This window comes from Mesorhizobium sp. M1066 (assembly GCF_040318635.1).
Classification (GTDB): Bacteria; Pseudomonadota; Alphaproteobacteria; order Rhizobiales; family Rhizobiaceae; genus Mesorhizobium.
Window position 1 is genome coordinate 120,934 of record NZ_JAMYMR010000008.1, and the last position, 12,958, is coordinate 133,891.

Genomic DNA, 12,958 nt, shown 5'->3' on the forward strand with positions numbered 1-12,958 from the left:
GGCACCTTCTCCCCGTATAGTGACGGGGAGAAGGGGGAGCCGCACCCTCTGGACGTTTCTTGCAACGCTGGCGATTGGCGAAACCATCGATGAAAGCGTCTTTCTCCCCGTCACTATACGGGGAGAAATGCCCGGCAGGGCAATGAGGGGCGGCGCCAACGCTCGCTGGCAACTGCCGCCTTCTCCGGGTCGCAAGGCCGTGCCGATCACCTCAATAGCCAAGCGCCAAACCATCCTTGCGCGGATCGGAAGCGCCGGTCAGCGTCCCCTTCTCCCAGTCGATCAGCACCACCTGCCCGCCGCCCAGTGGGTGATGCGGTTCGGCGATGCGGTGGCCGCGCCGGCGCAGGCCCTCGATTGCATCAGTAGGAATGCCCCGCTCGGCCTCCACGGTGTCGTCATTGTAGAACACCCTGGGCGCATCCAGCGCCTGCTGCGGGTCCATGCCGAAATCGATCATGTTGGTCAGCAGATGGACATGCCCGAACGGCTGGTAGCCGCCGCCCATGACGCCAAACGGCATCACCACACGGCCGTTCTTCGTCGCCATGCCGGGCATGATCGTGTGCATCGGCCGCTTGCCGGGCGCGATTGCGTTCGGGTGCGTAGGCTCAAGGCGAAAGCTCGAGCCGCGGTTCTGCAGCACGACACCGGTCTTCGGGCCGACGACGCCGCTGCCGAACGAATAATAGGTCGAGTTGATGAACGAGACCGCGTTGCGGTCGTGGTCGACGATGGAGATGTAGACCGTATCGCTGCCGGGCAGGTCGACGCGCGGCAGATGCGTCATGGCGCGGTCGCGGTCGATCTCGGCGCGCAGCCGGTCGGCATAGGCGCCGGACAGGAGCTGCTTCACGGGCACCGGGACATGGTCCTGGTCGCCGACATAACGGTCGCGGTCGCGATAGGCCAGGCGCCCGGCCTCGATCTCCAGATGCAGGCGCTCGGCGCCATTGGGGTCGAGCCCGCCAAGCTCGAAGCCCGACAGCAAATTGAGCATCAAAAGCGCCGTCAGCCCCTGATTGTTCGGTGGCATCTGGTGGATCTCATGTCCGCCATAGGAGGTGCTGACCGGCGCCACATAATCGCCTCTGGTCCCGGCAAAATCCTCAGCCGAATGAAGTCCGCCCAATTCGTTGAGCCGGCTCACCATATCGTCGGCGACCGCGCCTTCGTAAAAACCGGACCGGCCGTGTTTGGCGATGATGCGCAAGGTCGCCGCCAGTTCAGGCTGCCGGTGGACGTCGCCAGCCTTCGGCGCCTTGCCGCCGGGCAGGAAGATGCGCGCGGCATGCTCGTCGGCCGACAGGTCGGTTTCCGGTTCGGCCCAGTCGAAAGCGACGCGGTCGTGCACGACATAGCCGTTCTCGGCATAGTGGATGGCCGGCGCAAGCGCCTCGGCAAGGCCCTTGCGGCCATGGTCTTCGAGCAGGCGGCTCCAGGCATCGACGGCACCCGGCACGGTGACAGCATGCGGGCCCTGCAACGGGATGCGATCGAAACCTTTTTCGCGGTACCAGTCGACTGTCGCCCTGGCAGGCGCCCGGCCGGAGCCGTTGAAGGCCAGCACCTTGCCTTGCCCCCCGGGAGAATAGAGCACGAAGCAGTCGCCACCGATGCCCGTCGATTGCGGCTCGACCACACCCTGCACGGCGGCGGCGCAGACCGCGGCGTCCATGGCATTGCCGCCGGAGCGCAGCATGTCGATGGCCGCAAGCGTTGCAAGCGGATGCGAGGTCGCGGCAACCGCTTCCGTGGCACGAACCGGCGAGCGGCCGGGAAACTGGAAATCACGCATTCTGTCTGGATATCCCCTAGTCACTTCTGCAAATTGGTCACTTCTGCGAATTGGTTCTGGTGAAATCAATGCCGCCGGCCGAAGATCTGCGCAACCGACAACAGCACGACCGAGAGCACGATCAGGCAGGTCGAGATGGCGGCGATCGTCGGGTCGATCTGGTCGCGCAGCGCATTGAACATGCGGCGCGTCAATGTCGTGGTCTCGCCGCCCGATATGAACAGCGACACCACCACCTCGTCGAAGGAGGTGATGAAGGCAAACAGCGCGCCCGAGACGATCGAGAAGCGGATCTGCGGCATCGTCACCTGCCAGAAGGCGGCGACACGGCCGGCGCCGAGGCTGCGCGCAACGCGTTCCTGGTTCATGTCGTAGGAGCGCAAGCCTGACAGCACGGTCAGCACCACCAGCGGCAACGCCTGCACCGTATGGGCGATGACCAGGCCGGTCAGCGTGTTGTTGAGCCCGATGCGCGCATAGAGGAAGAAGGTGCCGATGCCGATCAGGATCACCGGGACGATCAGCGACGCCGTCAGCAGCGCGTTGATGGTGCCGTTGAAGCGCAGCGTACCCCTGTTGATCGCATAGGCGGCCGCGGTGCCGAGCGGCGTCGCCACGAGTACGGTCATAACAGCCACCTTGACCGAGACGATCGTAGCGTCGCGCCATTCCGGTGAGCCGAAATAGGTCTGGTACCAGCGCAGCGACCATTGCTGCGGCGGGAATTGCAGCAGCGTCGAATCCGAAAACGACATGATGACGATAATGATCGACGGCGCGATCAGGAACAGCAGCACGAGGCCGCCGAGGCCGTAGAGCCACAGACGTTGCCGATGCGAGATCGGCAGGCCGACATCCTCGCTCATCGTGAACTCCAGACACCTGTGGCGCGCGCGCCGAGCAGCCATTGGAACAGGCCGAGAAGCGCCAGCGTGACCACCAGCAGCACCACGCCCAGCGCTGCACCCGCGCCCCAGTTGGAATAGAGGCTGGTGGTCTGTTCCATGCGCATCGCCCACATGATGACCTTGCCGCCGCCCATCAGCGCAGGCGTGACGAAGAAGCCCAGGCACAGCACGAAGACGATGACCACGCCCGAGGCGAGGCCGGGCAGCGACAGCGGAAAGAAGATCTGCCGGAAGGTAGCGGCCGGGCCGGCGCCGAGATTCATGCCGGCGCGCAGGCAGTCGGTGTCGATGGTCTTCATCGAGGCGTAGAGCGGCAGCACCAGGAACGGCAGCAAGATATGCGTCATGCCGATGACGACGCCGGAAAAATTGTTGGCGAGCGATAGCGGCTGGCTGATGACACCGAGATCGATCAGCCAGCTGTTGATCAGGCCCTTGCGCTGCAGGATCACCAGCCAGGCATAGGTGCGCACCAGAACCGATGTCCAGAACGGCAGGATGACGAAGATCAGGCAGATCGACGCCGCCCGGCGCGGCAGCTGCGACAGCATATAGGCCAGGGGATAGCCGAGCAGCACGCAGGCGCCGGTGACGATGAAGGCGACCTTGAAGGTGGTGACGAAGGTCTTGATGTAGGAGGCCTGCTCGAAGAAGCGCGCATAATTGGCGGCGCTGAAGCCGCCGGCTTCGTCGAACAGCGACAGCCAGAACAGCCAGCCGATGGGCACGATGATGATGGCGAAGACCAGAAGCAGGCTTGGCGACAACAGCGCCAGCAGCCGTAGTGATTCACGCCGGGCGTCGGCGCGAAGTGCCTGCTTGTTGAGCTCCCGGCCTGCGGCGCTGCCAATCTCTTCCATGAGGGCGGGCTGCGCGCTCATCAGTCCGCCGCCACCAGGATCGTGTCCTGCGCATCGAGACCGAACGAGACTGGCTGGCCGGGCGCCGGCATTTTGGCCAGCACATCGCTGCGGCAATAGTCGCGCAACGTCAGCTGCCGGCCGTCGCGCAGCACCGCATAGCAGACGAAGCTGTCGCCCTGATAGATGATGTCGCTGAGCGTCGCGTTGAGCACATTGACGCCGTTGGCCGGCTCCGCACTGGTGAGCAGCCGCAGTTTTTCCGGCCGCACCACCATCAGGTGCTGGCCTGCCGCCGGCACGGGTGCCGCGGTATGGATTCTTCGGTCCTCGTACCAGACGGAGCCGTTGCGGCACTCGACCGGAATGAAATTCGATTCGCCGATGAAGCCGGCTACAAATTGCGTTTGCGGCCTGGCGTAGAGGCATTCGGGCTTGTCGAGCTGTTCGATGCGCCCGGCGTTCATCACCGCGATGCGGTCCGACATGGTGATGGCTTCACGCTGGTCGTGCGTGACATAGACGGTGGTCATGCCGAGCCGCCGGTGTAGTGCGCGCAGCTCGATCTGCATGTGCTCGCGCAGGCCCTTGTCGAGCGCCGACAGGGGCTCGTCCATCAGCACGATGCGCGGCTCGAAGACGATGGCGCGCGCCAGCGCCACGCGCTGGCGCTGGCCGCCGGAGAGCTGGTCGACCCGGCGCTCGCCCAGCCCCTGCAATTTCACCAGATCCAGCGCCCTCTGGACACGCTCGGCCGTCTCGGCGGCGGCGACGCCGCGCTGCTTCAGCGGAAAGGCGATGTTGTGGAAGACGTTCATATGCGGGAACAGCGCGTAGTTCTGGAACACCATTCCGATGTTGCGCTTGTGCGGCGGCGTGGTGATGATCTCGTCGCCGCCGACCTTGATCGAGCCGGCATTGGCTCGCACGAAGCCGGCCAGGATCATCAGCAGCGTCGTCTTGCCCGATCCGGAAGGCCCGAGCAGGGTCAGGAATTCACCGGCCTCGACATCGAGGTTGAGGTCGCGCAGCACCGCTACGCTGCCAAATCGTTTCTCGATCCGGCGCATGCTGATCGGCAGCGCGGATGGCGCAATGGACAAGATTTTTCTCTCCTTGGGCGACAAATAAGAGTCGGCGGGGCAGGGCGCCGACTTAGACGCACTGCCTTCAACTGGTGGCCGCAGCCTATTGCTGGACCAGATTGTTGAACTTTTCCGTCGCCTCTACCAGATTGTCGCGCCAGAATTCGGCGTCCTGCAACACCTGCTTCTTGACGTTTTCGGGCGCCGAATTGATGTCCTTGATCCTGTCCTGCGGGATCTTGCCGGTCTCGAAAGCCTTCTCGTTGACCGGCCCGTTGTCGACATAGAGCGGCAGATTGGCCTGCAATTGCGGGCTGACGAACATCGCCAGCGCCTTCATCGCCGCGTCCTTGTTCTTGGAGCCTTTGGGAATGACCATGCAGTCGGCGGTCAGCACGCCCTGGTCGAAGGAGAAGCTGACCGGCGCGCCTTCCTTCTTCAAAGTGCCGGCGCGGCCGTTCCAGATGCTCGCCATGTCGACTTCGCCGTCTTTCACCAACTGCATGGCCTGGGCGCCGGAAGTCCACCAGGCGTCGACATGGCCACGGATCTTGTCGACGGATTTTAGCGCGCCATCGATATCGACCGGATAGACCTTGTCGATCGGCAGGCCCGAGGCGAGTGCCGCGACGCTGAGCGTCTCGGTCGCCTGGCTGCCGCTCAGCGCACGCCGTCCCGGGAATTTTTCGAGGTTCCAGAAATCGGTCCATGTCTTCGGGCCTTTGTCGCCGAACACATCGGTCCGGTAGATGAGCACGACCGACGTGTAGGAAATGCCGACCCAGTCGTCGTGGACAAGCTTCGGGTTGAAGCCGCTCTTGTCGATAATGCCGTAGTCGAGCTTCTCGAACAGCCCTTCCTTCGAGCCGCGCGCGCACTCGTCGGCGCCCAATTCTGTGATGTCCCATTTCACCGCATCGCCCGTCACCTGCAGCCGCACGTCGTCGAGACCGTTGGTGGTGTCTTCCTTGATGGTGATGCCGAGCGCATCGGCGGTCGGCTTGAAGAACGCCTTGGTCTGCGCTTCCTGGTAGGTGCCGCCCCATGAGGCGACGGTGATGGTGTCGCCCGCCATGGCGGGGGCCGCGAGCGAAGCCATGAGGCCCGCCATCGCAACGATACTAACGTTTCTGGTCCTGTTCATTTTTCGGCTCTCCAACCGGTGTTCCCATTGTTTTTGATTTGGCATGCTATTTTGTATACAATTTTGAGTGTAGCCTAGGGATCGATGTTGTCAACACCGCCGGCGCGCTCGAAATTTGCGCTTCGTGCCGGACCAGGTTGGTGAGGGACGGCTTCGCGGAGGCGTGGCAAATTGCGCCGACTGCGGCTACAGCTATGCGTGTTTCGGCTGGAAGGCCGGAGAAGTGGGAAGGGAAGCTTGGCCAAGGAAACCAAAAATACGCTGCGCGACTCGGTCTACTCCGCGCTCAAGGCGATGATCGTGACCGGCCAGATTCCGCCGGGCTCGCGCGTCACCGAAAACGACATCGCCGCGAAGCTGACTGTCAGCCGAACCCCCGTGCGCGAGGCTTTCAACCGTCTCGAGCGTGACGGGCTGGTCACCGGCCGGCCGCGCCAGGGCTATGTCGTCACCGAGTTCGACATCAACATGTTCCGCGAGGCCTTCGAGATCCGCGAGCTGCTCGACGGCCATGCGACGGAACTTGCGGCAGAGGCCGCGACGGAACAGGACAAGGCGCGGCTGCGCGCCATGCTGGCCGAATGCGAGCGCTTGGCCGCCATTCCGGAACGAACCAACCGGGAAAAATTCCAGGAACTGGAAGTCGGCATCGACCTGCACCGCGTCATCGCCGAAATCAGCGGCAACGTCATGCTGCACAACATGCTGTGCGGCATCCTCGACAAGTGCCAGCACTATGTCTGGACGGAACTGCTGTGGCTGGACGAATGGAAGATCGCCCGCGACGAGCACGCCGAAATCGTCGACGCCATCTGCGCCGGCGACGCTGCCAGAGCCGGCACGCTGGCGCGCGCCCATGTGCGCGGATCGCGCGACAACGTGCTGCGCCTGCTGCAGGCCAAGTCCGACTATCGGAATTTCCTGGCCAAGGCGTCTTGAGCGGGGGTGGTGCCCTGGAGGTCCGCCGACGGACTTGGTGACAAGCGCCGCCGGGGCCTTCAGCCCTTGCGCTCCTCAAGGCTGTTGCCGCCATCGACCACCAGCAGGGCGCCGTTGACATAACTGGCGCCTTCCGAGGCCAGGAACACCACCGCTGCGGCGACCTCGTCCGGCCTGCCGGCTCGCGCCGGCGGCGTGTGCAGGGCGGCCGTCCGCTCCATCTCACTCGACGATCCCGTTTCGATCCAGCCTGGAGCCACGGCATTGACCGTGATGCCGCTTTTCGCCACTTCGAGCGCCAGCGTGCGCGTCAGGCCGGCCATGCCGGCCTTGGCGGCGGAATAGGCTGATGTGCCTTCGAAAGACACCAGCGGGCCGGTGACCGACGCCACATTGACGATGCGCCCGTAGCCCGCTTCGACCATCGCCGGCAGAAAGGCCTTCGTGACGAGGAATGCGGTCTTAAGGCTGACGTCGATCCCCTGGTCCCAGTCGGCCTCGGTCATGGCGAGAAACGACTTGTCGACCGAGGGCGATGCCAGCGAGCCCATGCCGGCGTTGTTGACCAGTATATCGACCGCGCCGACATCAGCCCGCAGCCGCTCGACGTCGGCAGCCCTGGTGAGATCGGCGACCGCTGCTTTGGCATCGATGCCTTCGCGGCAAAGCTCGGCGGCGCGATCGAGCGCGCGCGTACTGGCACCGGTGAGAAAAACGGCATGGCCAGCATGGCCGAGCTGCCGGGCAATGGCAAAGCCGATGCCGTCGGCCGCACCGGCCCCGGTGATAAGTGCGCGTTTGATGCTGGTAGGAGACATGGTCAAATCAGGCTCCGCTCGTTTCCGCCTTGTCTGCGCCGTCGAGCAGTAGCGGTCTCAATCAACGAACCATAGTCCATGGATGGTAATGGCGCGCCCGAAGAGATTCGAACTCCTGACCCCCAGATTCGTAGTCTGGTGCTCTATCCAGCTGAGCTACGGGCGCGCAACAGGCCATGCTTTCCATGACCCCGCAATCCGATCGTAAACGACCGGTCGCGACGAGACGTGTTCCCTAGCGACTGAATTTCGGAAAAGCAAGTCGATCCGGCAAAAGTTTTGTCACAAGTGCCTTGGCCGGCGATGAAGGCTGGGATTCCGACACCTGGCAACGGTCCGAAGTCGAGCCGGTTCCTGCTCATTGGAAGAAGCATCGGGCCAGAAGACAAGAGGGGCGGGCGACCCAGCGCTCTAAACCGTCAGGCCGGCCGGCGCAGGCCGTTGCGGGCCTGGTCGAGCCGGACCGGCTGGTCGGGGATGGTGACGGCGAATGTGGTGCGTCCGCCAATGCTCTCGACCAGCTCCACCGTGCCGCCATGCGCCCGGATCAGTTCGTGCGCGATCGCCAGGCCAAGGCCGGTGCCGCCGCTGCGCGCCGAGCCGCGAAACGCCGCGAACAGGTTTTCCCGCGCCTTGGGCGGCAGGCCGGGTCCGGTGTCGCTGACGGCGATGCGGCTGACGCTGCCCAGGCGCACGGCCGACACCGCCAGGCGGCGCACCAGGGCGTTTTCGCTGTCGGCCGCCATCGCCTGCACGGAATTCCTGCACAGATTGGTGAGCACCCTGAACAGCTGGTCGGAATCGGCATCGACCTCGAAGGCCGGCTCGACCGAATTGACGAACTCGATGCCTTGCTCGATGTCGAGCAAGCCTTGCACGTCCTCGACCAGCTGCCGCAGCCGGAGCCGGCGGCGCGCGGGCGGCGGCTCCTGCGTGCGGCCGTAGTGAAGCACGCCTTCGGAATAAGACACGGCGCGGTCGAGTGCGCGCAGCAGTTTCGGCGCGAAGGCCTGCACGGTCGGATCCTTGACCTGGCGCAGGCGGTCCGACATCAGCTGCGCCGAGGCCAGGATGTTGCGCATGTCATGGTTGATCTTGGAGACCGCGAGGCCGAGGTCGGCAAGATGCTTCTGCTCGGAGAGCATTTTTTGCAGCCGCTCCTGCATCTGCGACAGCTCGCGCTCGGCAACGCCGATCTCGTCGGCGCGGGCAGCCGGATGGATGATCCGTCCGGGATCGTCGGGCGCTTCGGAGAAGGACAGCATCGAGCGCGTCATCGTCCGGATCGGCCCGATCATGATCAGGTCGATGGCGGCGTAGACCAGCATGGCGGTGAACAGCGAGATCAGCAGCGAGACGAAGGCGACGTTGCGCGAATAGCGCAGCATCGCATTGCGCAGGCTGTTGTCGGGCATGATCAGCTCGAACTTCTTGTCGGACTCGCCGACCGGGCCGAAGACGCGCAGCATCCGGTCGCCGCCGAAAAACAGCGTGTCGAGCGCGCCGGTCATGCCCTTGATCATGCCGATCGAAGCGATATCGATGTGTTCGTCGACCTTCGGCGGCATTTCGGCCACCACCAGCAGCCGCGAGACGCCGCCGTCGCGCACCGCGATCGCCTTGGCGCCGATCGCCATCAGCACGTCGTTCTGGGCCGTGCGCGACAGCGAGGTGGATTCACCTTGCACCAGCACGATCGACACCGCCGCCGCCGTGCTCAGCCGCTCCTTCAGCCAGTTCAGCCGGTAGCTGGCGATCCAGGGCAGGAAGATCAGCACTTCGGCCAACAGCACGAAGACGATGGTCAGCAGCAGCAGCTTGGTCGATAGGCCGCGCGACAGCGGTACCGTGCGCACGGTGGCTGGCGCCTCGGTGGGCCCCGCCGTGCCGATCCCTTCCTGTGCCTGTACGGTTTGGCTCATGCGGCTAATGTCTTCACGATCACTTGATCAACGCAGATTAGGCGATTACGGCTTTCTTGCCAATTTCATCCTTGGTCGCAAACATAAACCGGCCTGAACGGAGCCGGATTGCGCCCGACGACTCCGGATTGACTTCCAAAAGCCTTCTTTCTATAAGCCCGCACACGCTCGGGCCATTCGTCCCGGCGCGGTTTCGATCGCGCCAAAGCCGGCCCGGCAAAGCTCCTGTTACACAGTGACAGAATCAAGAAGGGCCGCACCCCGCGGTATTAAAACAAATGAAGCGTACCTACCAACCGTCTAAACTCGTCCGCAAACGTCGGCACGGCTTCCGTGCCCGCATGGCCACCAAGGGTGGTCGCGGCGTCGTCGCAGCTCGCCGCAACCGCGGTCGCAAGCGGCTCAGCGCCTGAACGGAAGACGAGATCGTTGCCCGCATCCGGCAAGCCAGTGGGACCAAATCCCAAGCGGCTTCTGAAGCGCGCGGAATTCCTGGCTGTCCGTCGTGGTGAAAAGCGACGCGGGCGGCTTTTTCTCGTTGAAGTCCTCGACCGCGGCGACGGCCTGTCGCCGCGCGTCGGCTACACCGTCACCAAGAAGGTCGGCAATGCGGTTGTCCGCAACCGTGTCCGGCGGCGGCTGCGAGAAGCCGTCCGCACGCATGCTGCAAGTGACATGGCGCCTGGCAATGACTATGTCATCGTCGGGCGCGAAGACGTGCTTACCACTCCGTTCGGCCAGTTGAAGGCCGAACTCTCCCGCCGACTGCGCGGAACACGATAGGCCAAGGGCTTTCGATGGAAAACAACCGGAACTTCTTCATCACCATCGCGCTGTCGGTGCTGATCCTGGCGGTATGGCAATATTTTTACGTGTTGCCGCGCAGCGAAGCGCAGCGCGAGGCAGCCCGCGTCGAACAGCAGCGCGTCGAGGAGCAGAAGAAGGCCGCCGGCACCAAGCCCGGTACCGACACCGGAACGCCCGCCGCCCCTGGCGCCATTCCCAACGCACCGGGAACAGACGCCGTGACGCCGGCCGGCCGCGAACAGGCACTCGCCACGACCACCCGCGCCAGGATCGACACGCCGAGCCTCGAGGGTTCGATCAACCTGACCGGCGCCCGTCTCGACGACCTCAAGCTCAAGCACTACACCGAGACGGTCGACAAGAACTCACCCGAGATCAGCCTGCTCAACCCGGCGGCACTGCCCAATGGCTACTATGCCGAGATCGGCTTCGTCGGCAACGACAAGACCGGCGCGGTGCCTGGTCCCGAGACTGTGTGGGCCGTCGACGGCAATGCGACGCTGACGCCGACGACCCCGGTCACGCTGACCTATTCGAACGACAAGGGCCTGACCTTCAAGCGCACCTTTTCCGTCGACACCAACTACATGTTCACGGTGTCCGACACGGTGCAGAATGCGGGCACGGCCGCCGTTTCGCTGTCCAATTACGGCCGCGTCACCCGCTTCGACAAGCCGCTCGTTGCCAGCACCTATGTGCTGCATGAAGGCCTGATCGGCTTCACCGGCACGGAAGGCCTGCAGGAGCACAAATACGCGTCCATCGAGAAGGACAAGCAGTTCACGCCGGGCAAGTCGACCGACGGATGGCTCGGCATCACCGACAAATACTGGGCGGTGACGCTGGTCCCGACCGAGAAGCAGCCGTTCCAGCCGCGCTACGCCTATTTCGAGGACGGCCGCCATCGCTACCAGTCCGATTTCCTCACCGACCCGATCACCGTCGATGCCGGCCAGTCGGCGACGGTGGAGAGCGAAATCTTCGCCGGCGCCAAGGAAGTCGGCAAGATCAACGCCTATGCGGAAGATCGCCACATCAAGCGGTTCGATCTCCTGATCGACTGGGGCTGGTTCCACTTCATCACCAAGCCGATGTTCTGGCTGATCGACACGCTCTACAAATTCTTCGGCAATTTCGGCCTGGCCATCCTCGCCACCACCGTCATCGTCAAGGCCATCTTCTACCCGCTCGCCAACAAGTCCTACGCGTCGATGGCGAACATGAAGAAGGTGCAGCCGAAAATGCTCGAGATCCGCGAGAAATACGCGGACGACAAGATGAAGCAGCAGCAGGCGATGATGGAGCTGTACAAGACCGAGAAGATCAACCCGCTTGCCGGCTGCTGGCCGGTGGCGCTGCAGATCCCGGTCTTCTTCTCGCTCTACAAGGTGCTCTACATAACCATCGAGATGCGGCACGCGCCGTTCTTCGGCTGGATCCAGGATCTGGCGGCGCCCGATCCGACGTCGCTTTTCAACCTCTTCGGCCTGATTCCGGTCACCCTGCCGCACATGCTGATGATCGGCGTCTGGCCGCTGATCATGGGCGTCACCATGTTCCTCCAGATGCGCATGAACCCGACGCCGCCGGATCCGACGCAGGCGGCGATCTTCACCTGGATGCCTGTCATCTTCACCTTCATGATGGCGGGTTTCCCGGCCGGCCTCGTCATCTACTGGGCCTGGAACAACACGCTGTCGATCCTGCAGCAGGGCATCATCATGAAGCGCCAGGGCGCCAAGATCGAGCTGTGGGACAATCTGGTCGCGCTGTTCCGAAAGAAACCATCGCCGGCCGAATAGAATGGCGCAGCGCTTTCTCCAGCCTTCAAAGCCCCGCCTCGCGCGGGGCTTTTTCCGTTTAAGCAACTCCGGGATCACGTTCCCGTGATCGGCGAAACTTGCGCCTCGCCGGGGGCGTGACTGCCTGTGCGTTTCCAAAGGCTATCAATTCCGATCAGCCCTCACCCGGAGGAAGACCACATGCGCTTGCCGTCATTCAGGACCATCGCCCTTTCCGCGCTCATCGCCGGCGTGGCGATTGCCCCGCCCGCCTATGCCAAAAACCCGAATGTCGGCGGCGCGCCGATGTACACCACCAAGAACATCGTCGAGAACGCCGTCAATTCGAAGGACCACACGACGCTGGTCGCCGCCGTCAAGGCCGCCGGCCTGGTCGACACGCTGCAGGGCGCTGGCCCGTTCACAGTCTTTGCCCCAACCAACGCAGCGTTTGCGAAATTGCCCAAGGGCACCGTCGACACGCTGCTGAAGCCGGAGAACAAGGACAAGCTCACCAAGGTGCTGACCGCGCATGTCGTGGCCGGCAAGATTTCGGGCGCCGAGATGATGAAGAAGGCCAAGGCGATGGGCGGCAAGTACGAGATGAAGACCGTCTCCGGTGACACGCTGACCGCCGAAGTCAAGAAGGGCAAGCTCTACATCATGGACGAGTCAGGCGGCGAGGCGCGAGTGACGATCGCCGACGTCAACCAGTCGAACGGCGTCATCCATGTCGTCAACAAGGTGCTGTTGCCGAAGTAACGGCTTTCGGCAAAGGGGATCAAGGCAGGTCCGTTGGGGCTTTCTCGGCCTGCCGTCCCGCCTCATGACGAGGTGCCATGTTTCCTGGGAAGTCGTATCGGCTCGGCCGGGGTCCTGTAGTCCCTCACAGGACC

At 63.7% G+C, this 12,958-nt stretch carries 12 protein-coding genes and 1 tRNA gene; 5 read left to right on the plus strand and 8 right to left on the minus strand.

All coding sequences use genetic code 11. From position 1 onward, the window contains the following. Positions 1-211 precede the first annotated feature (211 nt). The 5 genes from ggt to NKH52_RS14055 all read right to left on the minus strand — a co-directional run bounded on the left by ggt (position 212) and on the right by NKH52_RS14055 (position 5,795). Positions 212-1,798, minus strand: a complete 1,587-nt coding sequence (ggt, locus tag NKH52_RS14035) for a gamma-glutamyltransferase (RefSeq protein ID WP_352730330.1) — start codon at positions 1,796-1,798, stop codon at positions 212-214. Positions 1,799-1,863: 65 nt separating this feature from the next. Further along, a complete protein-coding gene (locus tag NKH52_RS14040) occupies positions 1,864-2,664 on the minus strand; it encodes an ABC transporter permease (protein WP_352730332.1) in 801 nt (266 codons plus the stop codon). Further along, positions 2,661-3,587 carry an ABC transporter permease gene (locus NKH52_RS14045; protein ID WP_352730334.1) on the minus strand — a complete coding sequence of 309 codons (927 nt, stop codon included), beginning with the start codon at positions 3,585-3,587 and terminating at the stop codon, positions 2,661-2,663. The genes NKH52_RS14040 and NKH52_RS14045 overlap by 4 nt, the downstream gene beginning before the upstream one ends. After that, positions 3,587-4,669, minus strand: a complete 1,083-nt coding sequence (locus tag NKH52_RS14050) for an ABC transporter ATP-binding protein (RefSeq protein ID WP_352730336.1) — start codon at positions 4,667-4,669, stop codon at positions 3,587-3,589. The genes NKH52_RS14045 and NKH52_RS14050 overlap by 1 nt, the downstream gene beginning before the upstream one ends. Positions 4,670-4,754: 85 nt before the next feature. After that, positions 4,755-5,795 (minus strand): ABC transporter substrate-binding protein, encoded by a 1,041-nt coding sequence (locus tag NKH52_RS14055; protein WP_352730338.1) that lies wholly within the window; start codon positions 5,793-5,795, stop codon positions 4,755-4,757. Between the two features lie 237 nt (positions 5,796-6,032). Between NKH52_RS14055 and NKH52_RS14060 the strand changes: the two genes are divergently transcribed. Then, positions 6,033-6,734, plus strand: a complete 702-nt coding sequence (locus NKH52_RS14060) for a GntR family transcriptional regulator (protein ID WP_352730340.1) — start codon at positions 6,033-6,035, stop codon at positions 6,732-6,734. Positions 6,735-6,793: 59 nt separating this feature from the next. Here the strand turns inward: NKH52_RS14060 and NKH52_RS14065 are convergent, their stop codons facing one another. The 3 genes from NKH52_RS14065 to NKH52_RS14075 all read right to left on the minus strand — a co-directional run bounded on the left by NKH52_RS14065 (position 6,794) and on the right by NKH52_RS14075 (position 9,474). Further along, the gene (locus tag NKH52_RS14065) at positions 6,794-7,552 is read right to left on the minus strand and encodes an SDR family NAD(P)-dependent oxidoreductase (protein WP_352730521.1); all 759 of its coding nucleotides are present in this window, start codon (positions 7,550-7,552) and stop codon (positions 6,794-6,796) included. A gap of 89 nt (positions 7,553-7,641) precedes the next feature. Continuing rightward, positions 7,642-7,718 (minus strand) — tRNA-Arg (locus tag NKH52_RS14070). Positions 7,719-7,971: 253 nt separating this feature from the next. Then, positions 7,972-9,474, minus strand: a complete 1,503-nt coding sequence (locus tag NKH52_RS14075) for an ATP-binding protein (protein WP_352730342.1) — start codon at positions 9,472-9,474, stop codon at positions 7,972-7,974. Between the two features lie 278 nt (positions 9,475-9,752). Between NKH52_RS14075 and rpmH the strand changes: the two genes are divergently transcribed. The 4 genes from rpmH (at position 9,753) to NKH52_RS14095 (ending at position 12,824) form a co-directional block, all read left to right on the plus strand. Then, positions 9,753-9,887 carry a 50S ribosomal protein L34 gene (rpmH, locus tag NKH52_RS14080; RefSeq protein ID WP_008833937.1) on the plus strand — a complete coding sequence of 45 codons (135 nt, stop codon included), beginning with the start codon at positions 9,753-9,755 and terminating at the stop codon, positions 9,885-9,887. A 16-nt stretch (positions 9,888-9,903) separates the two neighbouring features. Beyond that, a complete protein-coding gene (rnpA, locus tag NKH52_RS14085; protein WP_013528505.1) occupies positions 9,904-10,257 on the plus strand; it encodes a ribonuclease P protein component in 354 nt (117 codons plus the stop codon). Between the two features lie 14 nt (positions 10,258-10,271). Continuing rightward, the gene (gene yidC, locus NKH52_RS14090) at positions 10,272-12,083 is read left to right on the plus strand and encodes a membrane protein insertase YidC (protein ID WP_352730344.1); all 1,812 of its coding nucleotides are present in this window, start codon (positions 10,272-10,274) and stop codon (positions 12,081-12,083) included. A 180-nt stretch (positions 12,084-12,263) separates the two neighbouring features. Next, complete coding sequence (locus NKH52_RS14095) at positions 12,264-12,824, plus strand: fasciclin domain-containing protein (RefSeq protein ID WP_352730346.1); 561 nt, start codon at positions 12,264-12,266, stop codon at positions 12,822-12,824. Positions 12,825-12,958 lie beyond the last annotated feature (134 nt).

Bases quoted from the DNA above. Each gene is read 5' to 3' on its own strand.
- NKH52_RS14075 (WP_352730342.1), bottom strand. From the start codon at position 9,474: ATGAGCCAAACCGTACAGGCACAGGAAGGGATCGGCACGGCGGGGCCC.
- NKH52_RS14045 (WP_352730334.1), bottom strand. From the start codon at position 3,587: ATGAGCGCGCAGCCCGCCCTCATGGAAGAGATTGGCAGCGCCGCAGGC.
- NKH52_RS14095 (WP_352730346.1), top strand. From the start codon at position 12,264: ATGCGCTTGCCGTCATTCAGGACCATCGCCCTTTCCGCGCTCATCGCC.
- NKH52_RS14065 (WP_352730521.1), bottom strand. From the start codon at position 7,552: ATGTCTCCTACCAGCATCAAACGCGCACTTATCACCGGGGCCGGTGCG.
- NKH52_RS14040 (WP_352730332.1), bottom strand. From the start codon at position 2,664: ATGAGCGAGGATGTCGGCCTGCCGATCTCGCATCGGCAACGTCTGTGG.
- NKH52_RS14055 (WP_352730338.1), bottom strand. From the start codon at position 5,795: ATGAACAGGACCAGAAACGTTAGTATCGTTGCGATGGCGGGCCTCATG.
- rpmH (WP_008833937.1), top strand. From the start codon at position 9,753: ATGAAGCGTACCTACCAACCGTCTAAACTCGTCCGCAAACGTCGGCAC.
- yidC (WP_352730344.1), top strand. From the start codon at position 10,272: ATGGAAAACAACCGGAACTTCTTCATCACCATCGCGCTGTCGGTGCTG.
- ggt (WP_352730330.1), bottom strand. From the start codon at position 1,798: ATGCGTGATTTCCAGTTTCCCGGCCGCTCGCCGGTTCGTGCCACGGAA.